Origin of the sequence: Pectinatus haikarae (assembly GCF_050916305.1) — a bacterium.
Taxonomy (GTDB): domain Bacteria; phylum Bacillota; class Negativicutes; order Selenomonadales; family Selenomonadaceae; genus Pectinatus; species Pectinatus haikarae.
Window position 1 is genome coordinate 2,568,040 of record NZ_CP116940.1, and the last position, 22,794, is coordinate 2,590,833.

21 protein-coding genes are annotated in these 22,794 nt (G+C 39.9%); 11 read left to right on the top strand and 10 right to left on the bottom strand.

Annotation, left to right across the window (positions count from 1 at the left end; translation table 11 throughout):
- Positions 1 to 71 precede the first annotated feature (71 nt).
- The 3 genes from NXG61_RS12370 to NXG61_RS12380 all read left to right on the top strand — a co-directional run bounded on the left by NXG61_RS12370 (position 72) and on the right by NXG61_RS12380 (position 3,906).
- Positions 72 to 1,493 (top strand): histidine kinase N-terminal domain-containing protein, encoded by a 1,422-nt coding sequence (locus NXG61_RS12370; RefSeq protein ID WP_196604960.1) that lies wholly within the window; start codon positions 72 to 74, stop codon positions 1,491 to 1,493.
- 4 nt (positions 1,494 to 1,497) lie between these two features.
- Entirely contained in the window at positions 1,498 to 2,082 is a 585-nt protein-coding gene (locus tag NXG61_RS12375; protein ID WP_196604961.1) for an ANTAR domain-containing response regulator, read from the top strand.
- 360 nt (positions 2,083 to 2,442) lie between these two features.
- Positions 2,443 to 3,906, top strand: coding sequence for a pyruvate carboxylase subunit B (locus NXG61_RS12380; RefSeq protein WP_196604962.1), 1,464 nt, complete (start codon positions 2,443 to 2,445; stop codon positions 3,904 to 3,906).
- A gap of 229 nt (positions 3,907 to 4,135) precedes the next feature.
- Here the strand turns inward: NXG61_RS12380 and ftsH are convergent, their stop codons facing one another.
- From ftsH to NXG61_RS12410, 6 genes are all read right to left on the bottom strand, one after another.
- Positions 4,136 to 6,130, bottom strand: a complete 1,995-nt coding sequence (gene ftsH, locus NXG61_RS12385) for an ATP-dependent zinc metalloprotease FtsH (protein ID WP_196604964.1) — start codon at positions 6,128 to 6,130, stop codon at positions 4,136 to 4,138.
- A 90-nt stretch (positions 6,131 to 6,220) separates the two neighbouring features.
- A complete protein-coding gene (hpt, locus tag NXG61_RS12390) occupies positions 6,221 to 6,757 on the bottom strand; it encodes a hypoxanthine phosphoribosyltransferase (protein ID WP_196604965.1) in 537 nt (178 codons plus the stop codon).
- 126 nt (positions 6,758 to 6,883) lie between these two features.
- Entirely contained in the window at positions 6,884 to 8,281 is a 1,398-nt protein-coding gene (gene tilS, locus NXG61_RS12395; RefSeq protein WP_307222680.1) for a tRNA lysidine(34) synthetase TilS, read from the bottom strand.
- Between the two features lie 72 nt (positions 8,282 to 8,353).
- The gene (locus NXG61_RS12400) at positions 8,354 to 8,809 is read right to left on the bottom strand and encodes a S1 RNA-binding domain-containing protein (RefSeq protein WP_196604967.1); all 456 of its coding nucleotides are present in this window, start codon (positions 8,807 to 8,809) and stop codon (positions 8,354 to 8,356) included.
- Positions 8,810 to 8,968: 159 nt separating this feature from the next.
- Entirely contained in the window at positions 8,969 to 9,271 is a 303-nt protein-coding gene (locus NXG61_RS12405; protein WP_231038607.1) for an FtsB family cell division protein, read from the bottom strand.
- Positions 9,272 to 9,339: 68 nt separating this feature from the next.
- Positions 9,340 to 10,467, bottom strand: coding sequence for an MGDG synthase family glycosyltransferase (locus tag NXG61_RS12410; protein WP_196604968.1), 1,128 nt, complete (start codon positions 10,465 to 10,467; stop codon positions 9,340 to 9,342).
- Positions 10,468 to 10,809: 342 nt separating this feature from the next.
- On the opposite strand from NXG61_RS12410, the gene NXG61_RS12415 reads away from it, so the two are divergent.
- Genes NXG61_RS12415 through NXG61_RS12430 form a run of 4 tightly spaced genes read left to right on the top strand, consistent with a single transcriptional unit; the run spans position 10,810 to position 12,677 of the window.
- Positions 10,810 to 11,190 carry a universal stress protein gene (locus NXG61_RS12415; protein ID WP_196604969.1) on the top strand — a complete coding sequence of 127 codons (381 nt, stop codon included), beginning with the start codon at positions 10,810 to 10,812 and terminating at the stop codon, positions 11,188 to 11,190.
- A gap of 13 nt (positions 11,191 to 11,203) precedes the next feature.
- Positions 11,204 to 11,722: a gamma carbonic anhydrase family protein gene (locus tag NXG61_RS12420; RefSeq protein WP_196604970.1), complete on the top strand. Its 519-nt coding sequence runs from the start codon at positions 11,204 to 11,206 to the stop codon at positions 11,720 to 11,722.
- Between the two features lie 11 nt (positions 11,723 to 11,733).
- Complete coding sequence (gene ndk, locus NXG61_RS12425) at positions 11,734 to 12,156, top strand: nucleoside-diphosphate kinase (protein WP_196604971.1); 423 nt, start codon at positions 11,734 to 11,736, stop codon at positions 12,154 to 12,156.
- Positions 12,157 to 12,170: 14 nt separating this feature from the next.
- A complete protein-coding gene (locus NXG61_RS12430; protein ID WP_307222674.1) occupies positions 12,171 to 12,677 on the top strand; it encodes a cob(I)yrinic acid a,c-diamide adenosyltransferase in 507 nt (168 codons plus the stop codon).
- Positions 12,678 to 12,706: 29 nt separating this feature from the next.
- Here NXG61_RS12430 and NXG61_RS12435 read toward each other — a convergent pair whose 3' ends face one another.
- The 4 genes from NXG61_RS12435 to NXG61_RS12450 all read right to left on the bottom strand — a co-directional run bounded on the left by NXG61_RS12435 (position 12,707) and on the right by NXG61_RS12450 (position 17,708).
- Positions 12,707 to 13,471 (bottom strand): tRNA threonylcarbamoyladenosine dehydratase, encoded by a 765-nt coding sequence (locus NXG61_RS12435; protein WP_196604973.1) that lies wholly within the window; start codon positions 13,469 to 13,471, stop codon positions 12,707 to 12,709.
- A gap of 224 nt (positions 13,472 to 13,695) precedes the next feature.
- Positions 13,696 to 15,180 carry a UxaA family hydrolase gene (locus NXG61_RS12440; protein WP_196604974.1) on the bottom strand — a complete coding sequence of 495 codons (1,485 nt, stop codon included), beginning with the start codon at positions 15,178 to 15,180 and terminating at the stop codon, positions 13,696 to 13,698.
- 12 nt (positions 15,181 to 15,192) lie between these two features.
- Complete coding sequence (locus NXG61_RS12445) at positions 15,193 to 16,677, bottom strand: tagaturonate reductase (protein ID WP_307222671.1); 1,485 nt, start codon at positions 16,675 to 16,677, stop codon at positions 15,193 to 15,195.
- An 11-nt stretch (positions 16,678 to 16,688) separates the two neighbouring features.
- The gene (locus NXG61_RS12450) at positions 16,689 to 17,708 is read right to left on the bottom strand and encodes a zinc-binding alcohol dehydrogenase family protein (protein ID WP_307222670.1); all 1,020 of its coding nucleotides are present in this window, start codon (positions 17,706 to 17,708) and stop codon (positions 16,689 to 16,691) included.
- A 462-nt stretch (positions 17,709 to 18,170) separates the two neighbouring features.
- Between NXG61_RS12450 and recJ the strand changes: the two genes are divergently transcribed.
- The 4 genes from recJ to NXG61_RS12470 all read left to right on the top strand — a co-directional run bounded on the left by recJ (position 18,171) and on the right by NXG61_RS12470 (position 22,788).
- Complete coding sequence (gene recJ / locus NXG61_RS12455; RefSeq protein ID WP_307222669.1) at positions 18,171 to 20,132, top strand: single-stranded-DNA-specific exonuclease RecJ; 1,962 nt, start codon at positions 18,171 to 18,173, stop codon at positions 20,130 to 20,132.
- Positions 20,133 to 20,378: 246 nt separating this feature from the next.
- Complete coding sequence (locus tag NXG61_RS12460) at positions 20,379 to 20,603, top strand: FeoA family protein (RefSeq protein ID WP_196604993.1); 225 nt, start codon at positions 20,379 to 20,381, stop codon at positions 20,601 to 20,603.
- A 79-nt stretch (positions 20,604 to 20,682) separates the two neighbouring features.
- On the top strand, positions 20,683 to 22,581 hold the full coding sequence (feoB, locus tag NXG61_RS12465; protein ID WP_196604978.1) for a ferrous iron transport protein B: 1,899 nt from the start codon (positions 20,683 to 20,685) through the stop codon (positions 22,579 to 22,581).
- 18 nt (positions 22,582 to 22,599) lie between these two features.
- Positions 22,600 to 22,788 (top strand): hypothetical protein, encoded by a 189-nt coding sequence (locus NXG61_RS12470; protein WP_196604979.1) that lies wholly within the window; start codon positions 22,600 to 22,602, stop codon positions 22,786 to 22,788.
- Positions 22,789 to 22,794 lie beyond the last annotated feature (6 nt).

Below are 22,794 nucleotides of genomic sequence, written 5' to 3' on the forward strand. Positions count from 1 at the left end.
AAATAACATGACTTTAAAAATGAGCTGTTCCCCGGATAAAGGGATCCTTGTTTGGAGCTGAAATTCAAAATATGACAGACAATAATTTACTTGAACTTTGCCGCACTAATACTAACCTTACCGCTATGCAGATAAATCTACTGCAGCGCATCAAAATGGCATTGCCGTTTACAGCCGATTTAGTTATGGCAAATATCGGTTTATATGTCTATGCAAAACAGAAAACTGAATTTTTAATAATAGATCATATCAAGCCCCACACGGCATATACACCTTTCAAGCACAGTAAAGCGGGCCGCCTGAGAAAAATTCAAGAAGAGCCGCTCATAAAATATACCATTGAAACAGGAAAAAGCATGAGCGGCAAACGGGAATGGAGCTGGGGGAAATTCATAGAAATGCACACAGAGGCAATTTTTGATTCTTCCGGTATTGTTGCTGTGGCAAGCTTTGAAATGCAGCCGGGTGTGTCAAAAGTAGAGGGATATTCATATCTTTATCGAACAGCCTGTTCTCTGCTCACATACTCCCACAAAAATCTTGATGCATACATGTTCAGAGCATTGACATCCAGTGATGGAATAATAATCGCTGACAAGAACAACCGCATCGTATTTGCCAATACCGCGGCCATGCGTATTTATAATATTTTAGGTGTTATAAATCTGATAGGCTATCACCTATTTGATCACCAGTTGTCGCGGCGAATAACAAAAGAAACCATTTCTATTGATAAACCTTACGAAAAAGAATTGACCGCTGACAGTATCACTATAGTCAGACGAGACATTCCTATAAAAGTAGGAGGTAGTCTCTTATACAGGATAATTATCGTATCTGATGTTACTGAAGTCAGAAAAAAGGATAAAGAACTTTTGATAAAATCAGCTGTTATACAAGAAATTCATCACAGAGTAAAAAATAATCTGCAAACAATAGCAAGTCTGCTGCGTTTACAGGCACGCCGCAGCCAATCACAAGAAGTAAAAGCAGCTCTTAAAGAAAGTGTCAACAGAATTCTCAGCATATCAGTTGTACACGAATTTTTATCGCAGCAGCAAGAAGAAATTATTGACGTAACTAAAGTAACAAGAAATATATTAAACCTTATTTCCCAGAATATGCTGCCTCCCGACTTTAAGCTGACAACAAAATTTTCCGGCGGCACTGTGATCCTGCCTTCGCAGCAAGCCAGCAATTTGGCGCTTATTGTAAATGAACTTATATTGAATTCACTTGAGCATGCTTTTGAAAATACCGCTTCGGGAACCATAGGTCTTACAATAACCAAAACCAGAGAAAAATATATATTAGACCTATATGATGACGGACCCGGTTTACCAATAGGTTTTGAAAAGCGGCAGTCCCGTTCGCTTGGTCTTCAAATAGTACGAACTTTGATAGAAGATGATATGGACGGAAAATTTGAATTGTACAATAATAACGGCACGCATGCCAGAATAACTATTCCGCGGGATATTAGGGGTGAATGATTAGATGGATAAGTTAAAAATAGTCATAGCAGACAATGAGTCGATTATAAGAATGGACCTCAAGGAAATACTGGAAGAAGCAGGTCATGATGTAGTGGGTGAGGCTATAAATGGTAAAAAAGCTGTAGAATTGGCTAGAAAATACCATCCTGATCTTGTTATTATGGATATAAAAATGCCGGAAATGGATGGAATAGCAGCCGCCAAAATAATTGATGATGAAAAAATCGCACCTGTACTTCTGCTCACCGCATTCAGCCAGGCTGATATTGTAGAAAAAGCAAAACATTCCGGTGTTCTTGCTTATCTTGTAAAACCGGTACGCGAAGATAATCTTTTTCCAGCCATGGAAATTGCTTTAACACGCTTCCGGGAAATACAACAGCTTGAACTTGAATTGAATGACGCAAAAAACTCTCTGGAAATGCGTAAATTACTGGATCGGGCAAAGGGAATTTTGATGGATGCATACAGCTTAAGTGAATCAGAAGCTTATCGCCGCATTCAACAATACAGTATGGCAAAACGCAGAACAATCAAGGATGTTGCCGAAGCGATAATACGCTCTACATTGAAAAATAAACCATAATATTATTGCTCGTAATTATTGCACAACTCGATACAATAAATAGTATTTATTGTATCGATAAATATTGTTAAAAAAATCACATTAACCAATTGACAAGACAAATAATAAAATCTATACTATATTTAGATTAATTCGTAAAAATTATTCTATTCGATCGTTGTTTTTGATGTCGGTTATTTTTCAAATAAATAATATCATGCAGCAGCTTTTTGATGCTGGCATTTTTATGTCTTGACATCTGATCGGATTTCTGATTAAATGAAAGCTTTCGCTCATAACGAAGGCAATGTTTTTGCGGATAAATAACAATGCTTATCACACTTTTAATTGCATATCATAAAAGGAGTTGTTTTATTAATTATGGCAAAAAAAGTTAAAATTACTGAAACAGTATTGCGCGATGGACATCAGTCTCTTTTAGCTACTCGTATGCGTCTTTCTCAGATGCTTCCCCAATTGGAAGCTCTTGATGCGATTGGTTACAAATCTCTTGAAGCATGGGGAGGAGCTACATTTGACAGCTGTCTCCGTTTTCTTGGTGAAGATCCGTGGGAACGTCTTGATACGCTGAAAGCTCATCTTAAAACACCGATCCAAATGTTGCTGCGTGGTCAGAATCTTTTAGGCTATAATCATTATCCCGACGATGTTGTACGTGCTTTTGTAAAAAAAGCGGCTCAGCACGGTATAGGCGTTTTCCGTATTTTTGATGCACTCAATGATACGCGTAATCTCAAGACTGCTATTGATGCAGCTAAAAAAGCAAAAAGTGAAGTAAAACATTCTGTCGAAGTGCAGGGCTGTTTGGTATATACCATCGGTGGCCCGCACACTACCAAAGAATTTGCAAATCTTGCTGTAGAACTTGATAAAATGGGTGTAGATTCTATTTGCATCAAGGATATGTCAGGTCTGCTGAAACCCTATACAGCTTCTGAACTTGTAAAAGAACTCAAAGCGGCAACCAAGCTTCCTATTCAACTTCATACACATTGTACCAGTGGTTTTGGCTTTATGACATATTTAAAAGCAATCGAAGCTGGAGTTGATGTTGTTGACTGTGCACTGTCGCCTTTCTCCATGGATACATCTCAGCCTTGTACTGAAACCATGGTAGCCACTCTTGAAGACACTGAGTATAACACTGGACTTGACCGCAAGGCAATGACACCTATTGCTAAACATTTTCTTGGCGTTAAAAAGGAAATTATTGACGAATTTGGTCTTAAAGGATATTTTGATGTCAATCCTAATGTTCTTGATTTCCAGATTCCGGGCGGAATGCTTTCTAATCTTGTTAATCAGCTGAAAGAACAAGGAATGGAAGATAAATACCAGGATTTGCTTGACGAAATGCCTAGAGTTCGTGCTGATGTCGGTTATCCGCCTCTCGTAACTCCATCCAGCCAAATAGTTGGTACTATGGCTACGATGAATGTTATGACGGGAGAACGTTACAAAATGGTCCCTAAAGAATTCAAAGATCTCGCCCGCGGCAAATTTGGACGTACACCTGCACCTGTCAGCCAGGAAATGCTTGACAAGATAGGCATAAAGAAAGAAGATCTTATCACCGGTCGCCCTGCAGATCAGCTCGAACCGGGTATGGATAAATTTAAAGCAGAACTTGCAGGAATAGGTTATCCTAACGCTAGCGAAGAAGATATTTTATCTTATGCTTTATTCCCTCAGGTTGCGGAAGAATTCTTCAAGAAACGTACCATAAAAAAACTTGCTGAACTTGGACGTGCTAATGCAAGCGATGAAGATGTATTGCTTTATAATCTCAATCCGCAGATAGCAGAAAAATTTTTCAAGGGTTAATTAGTTTAAATGATTTATAGCAGAATTGCTTTACTATCCAATAGTCAATAATTCTCTATATGATATTTATAAAAGGTCTTCCGTTTTTACGGAAGACCTTTTATTTTTACATTTTACTTATAATTTATCTTTTATAGAACATTTTTCATATAAAATAAAAAAGCCTGCCAGCTTGAAAAATACTTTTCCAAGTGACAGACCCCTTTATCAGCATCTTTATGAGAATATGCTACTTTCCGTTAGATGTCAAATTATAATCAAACTTTGGTTTCGGATTTACCGGACTTTCTTCAGTAGCAGTATCATCTGTTTTATCATGGGTTCCTACTGTTGATTCAGAAGAAGCTGTCTGTTCATCGGTAGTTTCTCCGGCAGATGATGGATTGTTATTATCACCATCGCTGCTATCATTATCTTCGCTGAGACCGCCCTTCTCCATAAGTTCCTTTAACTGTGATGCAGTCAACGTTTCATGTTCGATAAGTTTTGCAGCCAATAAATGAAGTCTATCAATATTTTCAATAATAAGTGTACGACATTCTTCATATGCCTCTTCAATATAACGGCGTACTTCCTTATCTATCTCACAGGCCACTTCTTCGCTGTAATTTCTTTGATTATTGAGATCCCGGCCGAGGAATACCTGATGATCATTGCCCTCGCCAAAGGAAATAGGCCCTAACACATCACTCATACCATATTGCATAATCATGTCACGAACAATACGTGAAGCCTGCTTAATATCATTTTGAGCACCTGTGCTGATTTCTTTTAAAATAACCTCTTCAGCAACACGTCCGCCGAGTGTGACCTTTAATTGATCAATCAATTCGCTGCGTGTGTGATAGGAGCGATCTTCTTTAGGAAGGCTAAGCGTATATCCCCCCGCACGGCCACGCGGTATAATCGTCACCTTATGAACAGGATCTGCATTTTTTAGCAGCAGCCCGGCCAGAGCGTGTCCGCCCTCATGATAAGCTGTCAAACGTTTATCTTTATCACTGATGACTTTTGATTTTCTTTCCGGTCCGACCATTACACGTTCAATAGATTCTTCAAGCTCCGTCATTCCAATGGTTTTCTTATCACGCCGTGCAGACAACAAAGCCCCCTCATTTATCAGATTGCTCAAATCAGCACCGGTGAATCCGGGAGTCTGTCTTGCCAATATCCCCAAATCAACAGACTTATCAATGGGCTTATTTTTAGCATGTACATTCAATATAGCTGTCCTTCCCTTAATATCGGGGCGGTCAACTACGATCTGCCTGTCAAAACGACCGGGACGCAAAAGCGCCGGATCTAGGATATCAGGACGATTGGTAGCGGCTATGATAATTATTCCTTCATTGGCAGCAAAACCATCCATTTCTACAAGCAACTGATTAAGTGTTTGTTCACGTTCATCGTGTCCGCCGCCAAGTCCTGCACCACGCTGCCTGCCAACAGCATCTATTTCATCAATAAATACTATGCATGGTGCATTTTTCTTTGCCTGATCAAACAGATCACGGACGCGCGAAGCACCCACTCCCACAAACATTTCCACAAAATCAGAACCGCTTATTGTGAAAAAAGGAACACCTGCTTCCCCAGCTACAGCTTTAGCCAAAAGAGTTTTGCCCGTGCCGGGAGGGCCAAAGAGCAAAACCCCCTTAGGGATACGAGCACCCAAGTCATTAAATTTCTTAGGATGTTTAAGGAATTCGACAACTTCTTCCAATTCCTGTTTGGCTTCATCGGCTCCGGCCACATCTTCAAAGGTAACCTTAACCTTATTAGTATTCATTTTTGCACGGCTTTTACCGAAAGACATAACACGATTGCCGCCGCCTTGAGTCTGCTGCATAATAAAAAACCAAACACCAATAAGCAGAATAATCGGCAGAATAGAAGTAAAGATACTTGTCCACAGAGGTGGGTCTGGAGGATTTTCTGCCTTTATTTCCACACCATTAGTTTGCAGTTTTGACAACAGTGAGGTGTCGTTATTTGGATAAGTAGGAGCAATGGTCGTAAATTCTGTTCCATCAGATAATGTGCCGCTTATAGTATTGTCAATGATAGTTACCTTTGAAATATTCTTCGCATCTACCTGTTGCAAAAACGCAGTATAGTTAATCTCTGGTTTTTTAGATGAGTTATTATAAAAATGATCTATCAACGAAACTGCTATCAGTATGATTAATACATAAAAGCCGGCATTTCGTAGAAATTTATTCAATATTTAATCCTCCTTATTGTAGTGCCATATTATGTAAAGCCTATGAGACAACATTATATCATCAAATATGGAAATTCTCAATTGCCAGGCTCAGGCATACACTGACTTTTTCAAAATACCTATGTAAGGAATATTGCGATATGTACTAGCATAATCCAGTCCATAGCCGACAATAAATTCATCAGGAACATCAAAACCTATATAATCGCCTTTAATATCAGTCCGTCTGCCTTCCGGTTTATTCAGCATTGCACACAGCTTCACACTTGCAGCTTTCCTATGTTCAAAATTTTCCTTCAGATACTTTAACGTAAGCCCAGAATCTATTATATCCTCAACTATTATTACATGTTTATTCTCTATATCTGTATCAATATCCTTCAATATTCTCACTGTTCCGCTGGTTTTTGTGCTGGCACCATAGCTGGATGCTGCCATGAAGTCAAATTTCACAGGAAGTTTTATTTCACGCACAAGATCAGCAAAAAACACTATAGCGCCTTTCAATATTCCAACAGCCACTATTTCTTTGCCGTCATAATCAGCTGTTATTTGTTTTCCTAATGCAACTACACGCTCGCGAATCTGTTCCTCAGTAAATAAAATTCTTTCTAAATCCTTATGCATAAAAAGAGCCGCCTTTCATTTTGGAACGTTTATTGTTTTATCCGATAATCCGGCTGCTCTAAATAATGATACCTTTCAAACGTTATTCAGATTTTACACCGTTGGATAATAATGCTGCTGAAAAACTCAATTATTAAAATTCAATATACTGTTATCATCTAACAATGAGAGCCTGATGAAAACTGTTGTCTTTTCGGTTGGGACACAGCGGCTGTCCTGTTGAATTCCTGCAACCCAGACAATACCACGATCATCAAAAAGCACAGGGATTTTATCACGGCTGGCACGGGGGATTTTATTATCAATAAATAAATCTTTCAATTTTTTATGTCCGTTCAATCCTTTAGGAGAAAATACATCGCCGTTTTTCCGCAAACGCACTTTCAATCGTCCCGCTAGTTTACCTTTGTCTATAAAGCACACTTTTCTTGTTTTAAGTTTCTGTGATGCATTTACCACTTCCGCATTTATAGTGATACCCTTGTCAAATATCTCTGTATTGCCGGGAATCCGGAGCAAAACATATAGATCACTGTTCATGGTATCAATCTGTTCCAGGAAAATAATTAATTTGCCATATTCCACTGACGCTTTTAGTGAATTAGGCAGATCTATAACAGAGCCTGTTTTATTTTTTAGAGATAATTTTATTATATCATCAATATGTATGTTTTTTATGTCTTTTAGATCATTGCATAAATCTGATATGGCCAGACGGATGATTTTCCTCTTTATGGCAACATGCTGAAGCAAAAGCTCTTCTAGGGAAAATATACATTTATTGCCGCTCCTGACAGCAATTTTCCTGTAAATAATCTGTGAGTATGTTGTCAGAAAGTCGTTTTCCTCTGCGAGAAGATCAGCTGTTCGGCATAATGACGCTTCAACATTAAAATTATAATTTTTCAGATATGGCAGTAATTCTATTCTTATCCGATTGCGTGTATATGCAATATCTCCATTAGTAGCATCATAGCGGGGATGTAAATCATAACTGACACAATAGTTTTCTATTTCAGCGCGTGTACAGTCAAGCAGAGGACGTATTATGTTACCCGCTTTGGGACGAATACCGGAAAGTCCGTCAATTCCAGCACCGCGCAATATATGCATAAGAACCGTTTCCGCTTGATCTCCACGATGGTGTGCGACAGAAATAGCGGAACAACCAAGAAGCGCAGCTGTCTCCTGAAGAAAATCATACCGAAGCTCTCGTGCAGCGGTTTCAAGTGATATTTTATGTCTGTCGGCATATGCACAGGCATCTACACTTTTGGAATAAAAAGGGACATGCTGTATACAGCAAAATTTTTCAACAAATTGCGCATCTTCCACAGAAGCTTTTCCTCTTATTCCATGTTCAACGTGCGCTGCAAATATTTGCAAATTGTACTCTTCTGCCAGCCGCATGAAAAGGTGTACCATGCATAAAGAATCCGGTCCTCCTGAACAAGCGAGAAGTATACGATCTTCTGCATGAAAAAGATGATATTTTTTATTGAATTCTATAACACGTGTTAACATTGTTCTCCCTGCTTTTAGGCAGCTACATACAAAAAGCACCCCTTTAATAGAGTGCTTTTGGAAAATTATAAATTATTCATAATGGCGTGAACCACGACCGCCGCGCTTTGAATCAGTTTTTTTCCGCAAGTCCGTAAGTTTTTCATCACTGTCTTTTAAGAATTTAGAGAGTTTGTCTTCAAAGGTCGGAGCCCCTATACTATTCTGCCGGCGAAAATCGGTATTAAAATTTTTTCGTGGGACAAATTTTACCGGAGCTGTATTTACCCTCGGTGCTACAGGCTGCGGAGGTTTTTTTTCTTGAAGTTGCTTTATAGATAGCCCGATTTTATTGCCGTCTATGGTAAGAACTTTAACTTTTACCTTATCGCGCTCTTTAAGAAAATCCTTTACATCCTTAACATATACATCGGCAACCTCAGATATATGAATCAGACCTACTTTACCCCCGGGCAGTTCAACAAATGCGCCAAAATTTGTTATTCCCGTCACTGTGCCTTCGAGTACATTGCCAACTTCAATTGACATAAAATTATTGAATCCTCCTTAAAGTTAAGCCATTTTAATGGTATTATACCCTTAGATTATCAACAGTGTCAAGGGAATAAAAATCAAATAAGGCTGAGATATAATTTATTTTAGGGTTTCTGCGCTAAACAGGATAGAATGATCGCGACGCCGTTCTCTTCACTTATCCGATGCGACATAGGGAATCTCATCTTTTCTTGTCATCCCCAATTCTTCACGGGCAATCTTTTCAATATATGCCGGATCCTGCAATGCTTGTTTTTCTTCACTAAGCTCTTTATTCTTTGTCTGCTCTTCCTCAAAACGCGTTTGAATAGCAGCACGTTCTTGTTCTATATTACTTATATATATCTGCTGATTTACCGCAATATAAATGAAATACCCCAGAGCTGCAAAAAGAATAATAACAAAAATATCAAAACGACGTTTTTTGATACAGACCACTTCCTCGAAAATAAACAAAGATATTATATATTATTTCTCACAGACTCACACACTCTCTTGCCCGTATGTTTAATAAACAAAATATTTCAGTCCTCAGCCAAAAACCCAGACATTGCATCGACAATTTTTGAGGCAGCGTAAGGCTCTTTCAGATTTCTGGCATTTTGTTTCATCCATAAAAGCCTTTCCTTATCAGTGAGAATTTCTTTGACGGTCTCACTGATGTGCTCTTTTTTCTGTACCCATATGGCTACGCCGTTATCTGCCAGATAAGTAGCATTTTCCGATTCAGGTCCGGGAATAGGCGCATGCAATACCATTGGCAGCTCTCTTGCCATTGCTTCGCTGATAGTCAAAGCCCCCGGTTTGCTTATCAAGAGTGTAGAAATAGCCATTAATTCATTAATGTTGTGAGAATAACCCCAAACCTTTATCAAATGACGAGAGTGAGCAATATGGCAGTTCACCTCTGACCATAATGAAATATTGGCACCCGCCACCACAAGGATTTGCATGGGCATTGCCAGATTTTCCAAGGCCTCGAGAGCATATTTTACACTGCCGAGCCCAAGACCGCCACCCATGATCAATATAATAGGCGTGTTATTGTTTAATTCAAATTTTGTGAGCAGTGCATTTTTATCAAATTGTTCACTGAAAACCTTATTTATCGGTATTCCGGTCACAGCTACACGCTCCGCACCTATACCGCGCTCAAGCAATTCCTGCTTAAGTCCCTCATGTGCGATAAAATACATGTCAACATTTTTGTATATCCATATCTGATGCAGACAAAAATCAGTGACCACCGTAAAAAGCATGGCATCAGTCTTTTTTTTGCTCTTTAAATATGATGCGGCAGCACAGGGAAAAGGATGTGTGCAAATTATAATGTCTGCACGATACTTTTCAATTATTGATGCCATATTGTGCTTCATAAAGTAAGCCAGCAGTACCTGAATAGAAGACCCCTTCATACGGCCTGATGTAAAATTGTAGAGAAATTCATAAAGTGCCGGTATAAAATCCAGCATTTTAAGATAAATCTCTTTCAGCAAGTCATTTAAATATGCTGTTTCAGGTGACATGAAGTCAACAACATTAATCTTTGCGGAAGGGTAGCGATTCTTTAATTCATTGTTGACAGCCGCAGCTGCTTTATTATGACCTGAACCAATAGATGCTGTAACAATAAGAATATTTTTCTGTGTCATGTCTGACTGTTCCTCCAACCTGCAAATAAAAGCAGAATTGACGTATAGTAATTTTGATGAAAATTCTTTCTTTAGAAATAAAAAAGCATACATGCATATATAATGAAGTTGATTTATTTGCCCAAAGCCATTATATGCATTCTGTATTTTATCATATACTTTTGGTTGTGTACAGCTTTCTGTAAATTCATCATACTTTTAGAATCATTATATAATGATTTCAGGCTGTTATGAAATTACCAATATAGTCAAATTTATTTTTGAGATCCTCTTTAGAAAAAGGATTTTGGCAAATTTTAACGAAAATAAGAATTATACAAATATATTATGGGGGAAATTATTATGAAAACGCTAAATAAAATAGTAGTTGCGGCTGACGGGTCTGTAGATGGCTGCAAAGCTGTGGATACGGCGATTCATCTTGCTGAAAAAAGCGGAGCACAGCTGGATTTTGTTTATATCTCCAGCCACATAAATAAAGACATCCCCAGTGATTTGGTCTTTAATGCGATATGGGACAAATTACCGGCAGGAGTAAGCGCAAGAAAACATGTTGAGACCGGCTCCGTTCATAAAGCTGTCATCGAGTTGGCCAGAAGAGAAAATGCTGATCTTATAATAATGGGAAGCAGAGGACTTGGTCTTTTCAAAGGAGCATTCATAGGCAGCAAAAGCCAAAAAGTGGTTGAATATTCAGACATCCCAGTCATGGTTGTAAAATAAAGGAGGGAGCAATATGCCTATCATTCCATACAAAGGTAAAAGACCGCAAATCGGCAAAAATGTTTTCATCGCGCCTACCGCTGTTATAATCGGTGATGTAACGATTGGGGATAACTCAAGTATTTGGTATAATGCCGTATTGCGAGGCGATATGAACTCTATTATAATCGGCAGCTACACTAATATACAGGACAACACCACAATCCACGTAATGGAATGCAAACCCACTATTGTCGGCAGTTATGTTACAGTAGGTCATAATGTAGTAATGCATTGCGATAAAATCGGTGATAATTGCCTTGTCGGAATGGGGTCAATATTGCTTGGCATGTGCACCGTCGGAGACAACAGCATTATCGGTGCCGGAACTTTGGTTCCACATAAGACCAGGCTGCCTTCCAATTCTATGATCTTAGGATCTCCTTATAAAGTAAAAAGAGAACTGCATGATGACGAAATAGAGGCCATCCATCAATCGGCCCTTAATTATCATCTTCTTGCCGAAAATTACACAGCTGAAAAGCAGGAGTGAATATAATAAAAATGGCGGAAAAAACATTGATTTTAATAAAACCGGATGCTGTTAAAGTCGGTAACACAGGAAAGATTTTATCCATTTACGAAGCAAGCGGCTTAAAAATTGTTGCCCTGCGAATGCTTGTGATGACCAGAGAGCTGGCTGCAAAACATTATGAAGAGCACATCGGCAAGACCTTTTACAGCCGATTGGTTGATTTTATGACTTCCGGACCTCTGGCAGCTGCAGTGCTGGAAGGAGAAACCGCTGTTGCCAAGGCGCGTGCCGTCAACGGTGCCACCGATCCTTTACAGGCCGAAGCCGGAACGATCCGCAAATTATTTGCAGAAGATAAAACGCACAATGCTGTACATGCTTCTGACAGCGTGAAAAACGCTGAGAGAGAAATATCCATATTTTTTTCAGAAGCAGAAATTTTTGATATTTGACTGGAGGAATTTAGATGTCTATTTGTACAAAGACTGGTGATAAGGGTGAGACCAGTTTATATACGGGACAGCGTATTGCTAAAAACTCTCTGCGGGTAGAGAGCTACGGCAGTGTTGATGAAATAAACTCCGCTTTAGCGATGGCAAGAGCGTCATCAGGCAAACCTAGAATCAAGAAAATCATCAAAGACCTGCAGCAGATGAATATGGCCCTTATGGCCGATCTGGCAAGCATAGATGCAAAACCGCGAATCACAGAAAAGGACGTCGGCATTTTAGAAGATTTGATAGCCGAGCTGGAAAAGACTCTGCCGCCTCTGAAAGCTTTTATAATACCCGGTGATACATTGTGCGGTGCGTTCCTCGATTCGGCTCGTACAGCAGCAAGACGCGCCGAAAGGAGAGCATTGACATTATCCCAAAGTGATGAATCCGCTGTGGCTCTCCAAGACAAGCTATTTTTAAATAGATTATCCGATCTGTGTTTTTTATTAATGCGTTTTGAGGAAACAGAAAAATAATGGACTGCCGCGTTTAGCGCGGCAGTCCATTATTTTTTTGTTTCTTCAACCAGTTCATTTATAATTTCACCAGCTATAATCATACCTACAATAGGCGGAATAAATGAATTACTGGACGGGATCTGACGCCGCTGCGTACATTTTCTGGCTGTTCCCGGCGGACATACACAATGCGACCGGCAGCTGTTCGCCGGATCATCGATCGGCACAGAAGGTTTTTCTTTTGAAAAAACCACTTTCAACTTTTCTATACCCCGTTTTTTCAATTCCTTGCGCATCACCTTGGCAAGAGGACAAACAGAAGTTTTATATATATCTGTTATTTCAAAAAGCAGCGGATTTGTCTTGTTTCCTGCTCCCATTGCACTGATTATGTGAACATTGTTCTTCTGAGCTTGAACCGCAAGATCCACTTTCCCCGTCACAGTATCAATAGCATCAACTATATAATCAAATTCCTCAAAATTAAAATTCTCGGCACTCTGCGGCGAATAAAAGGTTTTTCTCGGTCTGACGACACATTCAGGATTTATCTGCCGAATCCTTTCAGCGGCAACGTCGACTTTATACCTTCCTATCGTCTCACGCAAAGCATAAATCTGACGATTTATGTTTGTCAGGCATATTTTATCATCATCAACAAGCTCAAGAGTCCCTATTCCGGCTCTGGCAAGTGCTTCAACTGTGTAGCCGCCCACTCCGCCTATCCCAAAAACAGCGATTTTAGCATCAGCCAGCCTTTCCAAAGCCTTCCTTCCATATAAGAGCTCTGTTCGTGAAAATTGATTTAACATAAGGTTGCTTCTGTCCTTTTCTTTGAAATTATAATCAGTGGAAAAATAAACATCCCTGCAATTCGTTTTTGTTAGGAACGAATGCACGTTTTGAGTATGTCATTATTCCTGAAACTATAATAGCATAAGTAGACAAAATTCCCAAATATTTCTTACCGCTGTCTGTGAGATTATTCATTCAGGCTATAATAAAGACACATTTATCAAGCCCGCTCAAATAAATTTTATTCAGTTACGCCATCTTTCATTATGGCTATTTCGTGGAAATCCATATCCTCCGATTTTGTTGTCTCACCTGAAGCAATTTGGAGTATCTGCTTAAAAAGGCTATCTCTCATAGTTTCCATAGGTATATCCTGCAGAAGCTTACCGGCGTCAAAATCTATCCAGTTGACCTTGTGCCGAGCCAGACGGGAATTGGTAGAGATTTTTAAAACCGGCACAATAGTTCCCCACGGTGTACCTCTTCCTGTGGAAAAAAGTATGAGCTGACAGCCCGCTGCCGCCAATGCTGTGGTCGAAACAGAATCGTTCCCCGGTGCGTCAAGCAGCTGCAGTCCTTTATTTTTTATAGTGTCAGCATAATCCAGGACGGCAGTTACGGCTGCCCGTCCGCCTTTTTGAACGCAGCCAAGAGATTTGTCTTCAAGAGTAGTTATCCCGCCTGCCTTGTTGCCGGGAGACGGATTATCCGATATTATCTGCCCATAGCGTTTAAAATAATTTTTAAAATTATTTACCAGATCAACAATATCGTCAAAAACCTCTTTGGTTTCAGCACGATTCATCAAAAGTGTTTCAGCGCCAAACATTTCCGGTACCTCTGTCAAAAGTGCCGTACCACCGCTGCCGATAAGCAGATCCGAAAGAGCTCCGATAAGCGGATTAGCTGTTATTCCTGACAATCCATCTGAACCGCCGCATTTTAGTCCTATCTTCAGTGCGCTTAACGGACATTCTGTCCTTTCAAATTCTGCGGCATATTTTACCAGCTGCCGCAGCAAGTTTTCCCCTTCCGCATTTTCATCCTGCACCTCCTGTGTAATAAGAAATCGTATACGTTTTTCATCATATTTTCCTAAAGCCTTTTTAAACTCTGCTATATTATTATTTTCGCAGCCAAGGCCCACTACCAATACGGCACCGGCATTAGGATGGTTTACTATATCTGCCAGAATACGCTGTGTTCTGAGATAATCATCTCCTATCTGCGAACATCCATACGGGTGGCTCACTGCTATGCACCCGTCAATATTTGTATAATCCGCACATAATTTTCTGCCTATTTTCTCTAAAAAACGAATTGTGCCAGTGACACAATTTACTGTCGGTACAATAAAAACTTGGTTGCGGATGCCTACTGATCCATCATTGCGTTTAAATCCCATAAAGCTGCCTTGCGTCGAAGGCAGCTCGGATCGTATACCCGGCATATACTGATAAGTCAAAATTTCGCCAAGATTTGTTTGCACATTATGCGTGTGGATATGGAAACCGGCAGATATATTTTCACTGGCATGGCCTATAGGAAATCCATATTTGATAATATTTTCATTCTTTGCTATATCTTTCAGCGCAAATTTATGACCAAAGTGAATATCATCATGCAAAATTATCTCTCTTCCGCCTGCTCTTACCGTGCTTCCGGCAGAGAGATCTTCTAACGCAACAGCGGCATTATCAATTTTATTTATTTGCAGTGCCTGCATATGCTACACCCCTCACAACAGCGATTCCATGACGGAACGGCTGCCTTCCTTATCCAATCGATACAAATATGCGCCGACAGACTGAACAATATTAAGTTCTGCCAGATCTGCGTCCCAAAGGACAACGTCCTCTATAACAGCTGCTGCGGTTGCCTCAGCTCCTTCCGGTGTACCGTTATACAGCTTCCAGGCCGCATCAAGCTTTATTATATTCTCCTCATCATCTGTCAGTTCGTATTCTATACCATCACGTAGTCCATATAAATGATTCTTATCCACGCGCACAGGTTTATATACAAATATATAAGCCGCAAAAGCGAATAAAAGTTCCTGCGGAAATTCACCAAATTTACGGTGATAATCAAGCAGGGAAGGCAATACTCTGATTTTAAATTTAGATGTGGAATTTAGTAATATACTAAGCAAATAATGTTTGATAAATGGATTTTGAAAACGCTCAATTACAGCTTCGGCAAAATCCTCAAGCATTTTTTTATCCATATCCACAGACGGAAGAATAATTTCTCTGATAGTATGACAGGCAAAGCGGCCTGCTGTTTTATCCTGCATCATTTCTGCCACCGTATCCAATCCGGCCAGAAACGCAGCCGGTACATTGGCTGTGTGTCCGCCGTTCAAAAGCCGTACCTTTCTCTGTCTGTATTTTGTTATGTCACTTTCGACCGCAACATTCAGACCGACTTTTTGCAGCGGCAGCTTTTCCTTCAGACAGTCATCACCCTCAATGGCAAAAAAATGAAACGGTTCTCCGCATACCAACAGCTCATCTGCGTAACCAAGTTCTTTATTGAATTCTTCCGCTTCATCTTTTGGATAACCGCTGACTACCCTGTCCACAAGCGTATTATAAAATTTATTATGTTCATTGAGCCATTCACAGAAGCTTGCCGGCAGATTCCATTGCCGGGCATATTTCATAATAAGCTTTTTTAAAAGTATTCCGTTGTCTTCCAAAAGCTCACAGGGAATAATATACATACCCTTATCGGCGGCACCATTATAATACCTATATCTGTGATATAAATATAGTGTTAGTTTCCCCGGAAACGACTGCGGCGGTGTCATCTCTGCCTTATCTTCATTATTATAGGAAAGTCCTGCCTCAGTGGTGTTGGAAAAAACATATTCTATCGCTGGATCCTCTGCACATTTAAGTACCTTCTGCCAATCCGTATATGGATTTATCCCACGGCTGACCGAAGTAATGATTTCCTTTTCATTAACAGTCGCACCATTTTGTACACCTCTCAGCACAGTTGTATAAAGACCATCCTGCGCATTAAGTTTTCCTATCACGCGGCCGTGCGGTGTCGGCTGTACTGCAACGATCCGTCCGTTAAAAATATTTTTTTTATTCAAACGATCGATCATCCAACCTATAAAACAACGTAAGAAATTTCCCTCACCAAACTGAATTATTTTTTCCGGCAGATCATTTTTCAATTCCGGATGTAACATAAGATTCAGTGTCTGCATATTGATCACTCCTAAAATTTTATTACTACTTTCAACATGGATGCGGCATTTTTGCTGAAATCATAAAAAGCCTTATCCGCCTTATCAAAATCATAAGTATTGGTAACTATCTTTTCAAGATCTACTTCCCCTGCCTTGACTAAACCTATCAAGGCAAGAAAATCTTTTTTCAGCGCATTGCGTGATCCGAAGACATTAAGCTCCTTTTTCTGTAAAAGCGTAAAGTCAAAATCATGCTTGTTTTTACCAACACCTATCTGGACCATGCGTCCGCCAAACGCAGCTGCATCAATGCAGTTTTGGAAAGTGGACGGCAGTCCCACTGCCTCGATCGTAACATCAAAAAGATTATTTGATGTTACATTGTTCACTTTTTTCAGAAAATCTTCCGGTCTGTCATTTAAAATACCGCCAGCCAAGTGAAATGTATTTACAGCATAATTCATTTTTTGTTCCGAAATATCGGCAATATAGACATTTGCCCCTGCGGCCTTTGCCGCTATGGATGCCAAAACGCCTATGGTCCCCGCCCCGACAACAAGGACATTGTCACCTTTTTTCACATGTGCACGGCTGACACCGTGATAGCTGATACAAAACGGTTCTATCAAAGCCAATGTTTTCGCTGGCAATCCTTTTCCATCATATATACGCTCCACCGGCATAGTTATATATTCTGAAAAAGCACCATCTCTTTGTGCTCCTAATGTTTCGTTCTCTGTACAGCAATTTACCAGTCCACGCTGGCAGGAATAACATCTCCCGCAGTTAAAATACGGATTGCAGGTTACTGTCATGCCTGCTTTCAGATTTTGATCATTTTTATCAATTTCAACTATTTCAGCAGAAAATTCATGACCGGGGATACGCGGATATGAGGCATAAGCAAAAGTCCCGCGATATGTCCCGAGATCACTGCCGCAGATTCCCCCGTAAAGTACTTTAAGCAGCGCTTCCCCCTGCCCGCGTATCGGTTTTGGCGTATCGATAATTTCTACCTGCCCCGGTGTAGGAATAATAATTGTTTTCATAAAAAACGCACCTCTATATTTTTTCTATTTTTTCATTTATCATAGAAAGCAAAAACCATGCCAATTATAGGTACTATATATAACAGCCGCAACAGATCGTCAATAATGTCAATGCTGAATTTTTTTGCAGCTCTAAGAATAGGATGCAAACTCAATGAATATAAGATTTTATTATATATAGTACAAGATAAATATATATAATGATCTAATATAAAATTTATATAAAAATTTTTGCTCACTACAACAAATGGAAAAATCATACTCTTGATATACTTATTTATTTCATATTTGCATTTAATATTTTTCAAATATGAAATATTAATATTATGTCAAGCAATCTTCAGAATAATAAAATTACCACACAAACTTTATGCTATACTATTGTAATATCCTATATGCTAAACGCAGAGGATAAAATTTTCCATCGGAGATTCTAGTGATGAGGAGCGCTGAAAAGCTTTTATGAAAAAAAAATGGAACATTTCCCCTGCTGACGCTGCCGGACAACGTCTTTGGGCTGAAAAATTAAATATATCTCCGGCAGCCGCGGGGGTTTTGCTAAAAAGAGGATGGACACTGCAAAATGCACAGGCATTTTTAAATGTCCAAGAGCAAAATTTTTACGATCCCTTTTTGCTGCCTAATATGCAGGCGGCAGTCGCACGAATAAAAGCTGCTATCTTTAAAAAAGATCTTATAACTATATTTGGTGATTATGATGTAGACGGCATAACAGCAACCGCCGTCCTGTATAAAACCTTAAAAGAGCTCGGTGCTCTGGTCGAATATTATTTACCTGACAGGCAAAGTGAGGGCTACGGAGTACACAAACAATCCATCGACAAATTCATAGGACAGACAAATTTACTTATAACAGTGGATTGCGGTATCCGTTCGACGGAAGAAATGGAATATGCCGGAAATTACATGGATGTAATAGTAACCGATCATCATCTGCCGGGACCACAGCTGCCGGCAGCTGTGGCTGTCATAGATCCTAAAAGAGATGACAGCTGCTATCCCGATGAAAACCTTGCCGGAGTGGGCGTAGCCTTTAAGCTCTGCCAAGCTCTGTGGCAGAATGTAAAAAACGAAGAATTCACCAAATATCTGGACATTGTCGCTTTGGGAACAGTAGCGGACATAGTGCCTCTTTTAAATGAAAACAGAAAAATAGTCAAATCCGGTTTAACTGCCATAGAAAATACCGGTCTTATAGAATTAATAAAATTATGCGGATTGAAAAAAGAAAATATCACGGCAGGGCATATAGGCTTCGTACTGGGTCCGCGGCTCAATGCCGCGGGACGTCTTAAGCATGCCGGTATCGGTGTAGAACTGCTTTTGACAGAAGATAGAGAAAAGGCCTCAGAGCTGGCCAAATATCTCGATGATGAAAATAAAATTCGGCAAAGTTTGGTAGAAAGCACTTTTGCCGAGGCGGTAAAAACAGTACACGCCAATAATTATGATAAAACAACCGCTATAGTAGCTGCCGGTCAAAATTGGCATCCAGGGATCATTGGTATTGTCGCATCACGCTTAGTAGAAGAATTCTATCGTCCGACCGTAGTGATCAGTCTCAATGAAGAAGCCATAGGAAAGGGATCATGCAGAAGCATCAGAGGATTCAATATATGTGATGCTTTGTCCGCATCAGATGATGTACTTGAAGCCTTCGGCGGACATGCAATGGCTGCCGGACTGACTATAAATAAAACCAAAGTAGAGCTTTTCCGAAAAAAATTCACACAATATGCCGACGACTTTTTGACGGAAGAAAATTTACAGCCTTTATTGGAAATAGCAGAAGTTCTGCATCCGGAAGAGGTGACTAAAAAACTTATTACGGATATAGCACAGCTGGAACCGTTTGGTGTTGGAAATCCCGCACCCCTTTTCCTATGCGGCGGAGTACAGGCGAAAAATCCCAAAAGGCTAGGAAAAAATGGGGAACATCTTAAATTTGTATTTTCCGTAAAAGATAGGCTCTATACTGCTCTAGGCTGGGGATTCGGCGAGTTTGCCGACAAATTGGCAAATAAAAATGCGATCTTCGTTTTTCACCCCGAAATAAACATTTGGAATGGCAAAGAGCAAATTCAGTTTAACATAAAAGATATAAAAATGGATGAACGAAAATATCCTTCTCATGATGAAATAGGCTTGTTTTATATTTTCTTGAAAAAGACGTTATCTGCGGGAAAAACAGCAAGGCTGGACACTGATACTATCAGAAAAGCTTACACTCATTTTTCGGCAAAAGCCATTACTGCAGAAGAAATAGAATATTGTCTGCAGGTATTATCGGAAATAAATATAATAAATTTTAACAAAACCGATCATAGCATAGAACTTTTACCCTTGCCAAAAGAGAAAAAAAATATAAATACATCAAAAACATTTCTTCAGCAGTACATATGATAATTTGATCATCTATTTTAAACATTTTTGTCGAATACAGAGGGATATCTATACTTTTTAATATTGACGTTGACAACCATTATCATTATCTGTATTATATTGATATAGCCAATATATGTATTATTTCAGGGAATACCAATCTAATAATAACCGACACGGTTGTTTTGACAGATTCAGTGTTCCTCAAGTGCTAATTCAACATTAATGGGAGTGATAATGATGGCAGTTGTTGTTGGGCAGGATAAGATGACTCTGAATCGTGTTCACGCTGGTAGCAGTGTGAAAGTAGAATATCTGGAAACATCGCCTCTGAAAGAACGGCTTATGAGTATGGGATTAGTTCCCGGAACGATTATAAAAGTGCTGCGAAGCGCTCCGTTAGGCGACCCTATGGCAATCAGCGTACGGTCTTATAATCTGGCCTTGCGTCTTAATGACGCCGAAAAAATTGTGGTATCACCCACAGCATGATTTTCTGTGTGCTTTTGCATTTATATAGTGGAGTGCAATATTAATCAGAGAAAACAGTTTGATTATATGGAGGAATTAGATGTCAACATTATCTGTAGCCTTAACGGGAAATCCGAACACGGGCAAATCTACAATATTCAATGAATTGACGGGCGCACGTCAGAAAATAGGCAATTGGCCCGGAGTTACAGTAGATAAAAAAATGGGATATGTCAGTCACGACAACAGGGCAATTTCCATAGTCGATCTGCCAGGGACATATAGTATAAATGCGCGCTCACCGGAAGAACAGATAGTAATCGATTATCTGCTTAATGAAGGTCCCGATATCGTGGTAGATGTGGTCGATTCTTCAAATATAGAACGCAATCTTTTTTTGACGCTCCAACTCTTGGAACATCGCATCCCGGTTCTCATCGATCTTAACATGATGGACGAAGCGGCTGCACATGGTCTCAAAATTTCTTCCAAGAAGCTTTCAGAAGCTCTCGGTATGCCGGTAGTGGAAACAGTGGGCAGGAGCAATAAAAGTACACGTAAGTTACTGGATATATTTACTTCTACAGTAATGAACAATTATAAAAACAGTGAACTTATCGAAAATCATATCAAAACTGTTGAAGCTGTACGTACCGGTGATTTGAATGACGAGTTAAAAGAGGAAAAAATCATTTCTCTTCGCTATGAATTAATAGATAAGATCTCTGCTGATGTTCTGGTGAGAAATGATCCCAAAAAGAATTTTTCAGAACATCTCGACCGCATTCTTGCCAATGGTTTTTTGGCGCTTCCTTTACTCTTAGTGATACTTTATCTGGTCTTTTCCATTTCTTTCACCTGGGTGGGCAAACCACTGCAGGATGCCTTGGGTGATTTTATCAGTGACACACTCTCTCCATGGGTAGCCGGCGGTTTGGAATCATTGCAGGTCGCCCCGTGGCTTGATTCACTGATATCCGATGGGATAATTAATGGTATGGGTTCCGTAATTGCCTTTGTACCGCTTATTTTCACACTGTTTTTCTGTCTGAGTTTTCTTGACGGCACTGGCTATATGGCACGTATCGCTTTTGTCATGGATCCGATTATGCGGCGGGCAGGACTTACAGGCAAGGGCATAATGCCTTTAGTCATGGGTTTTGGCTGTGGTGTTCCTGCTATTATGGGCGCACGTGCACTCGATTCGGAAAAAGACAGACTGATATCAATCCTTATTACACCATTTTTAACTTGCAGTGCAAAACTCCCCATTATGGCTTTGTTCGCTGCAATGTTTTTTCCCGATAATGCCGTGAATGTGGTATTCTCCATGTATATCGCCGGACTTGTCATGGCTATCGTCATGGCAAAAGTATTGAGTTTTACAACTTTTAAAAACGAACGTTCCAGTTTCTTTCTGGAATTGCCTCCATATCGCATGCCAGATATGAAAACCGTGCTTCTGGAAACTTGGGACAAGGGCAAGGGGTATCTGATAAAAGCTGGAACTATTATATTTTCAATGTCTATACTCATTTGGTTTTTGAGCAATTACAATTTGAGCGGCCCCACAGAAGACATGGATCAAAGCTTATTGGCATCAGTCGGCTCCGCAATGTCTGCCTTATTTACTCTTCACGGTTTTTCCAGCTGGGAAAGTGGTGCCGCAATCGTTACGGGTATTTTGGCAAAGGAATCTGTTGTTTCGACAATGGGTATTATTTACGGAGTAAGCGGTGTTTCAACCGAAGCATCTGATGCCGCAGAAACAGCATCACAGCTTATAGGCAGCATGGGCGGAGCATTTACTGCACTTTCTGCATTAAGCTTCATGATATTTTCCCAGCTTTATACACCTTGTGTCACGGCACTAGGAACTATAAAAAAAGAAACCGGTAAATGGAAATGGGTTGCCTTTGCGGCTCTTTATACTTTTGCGGCCGCCTGGATAGTCTCGCTTCTGGTTTACCAGGGCGGAAAATTATTGGGATTTGATTAATTACAGGAGGATTTGACAATGACACTCACAGGAACAATATCAACGTATGTTATATCAGCTTTACTGCTGGCGGCTTTTCTGTACGGACTCTACCATATATACCGTAATTTTTTCAAGGGAGAAAGTTCCTGCTGCAGTGAAGGAAAATCATCTTCGTGCGGTTGTTGCAGCTGCCATGAGGAAAAAGCCGATCATAAAACAGTTTGAGAAAAA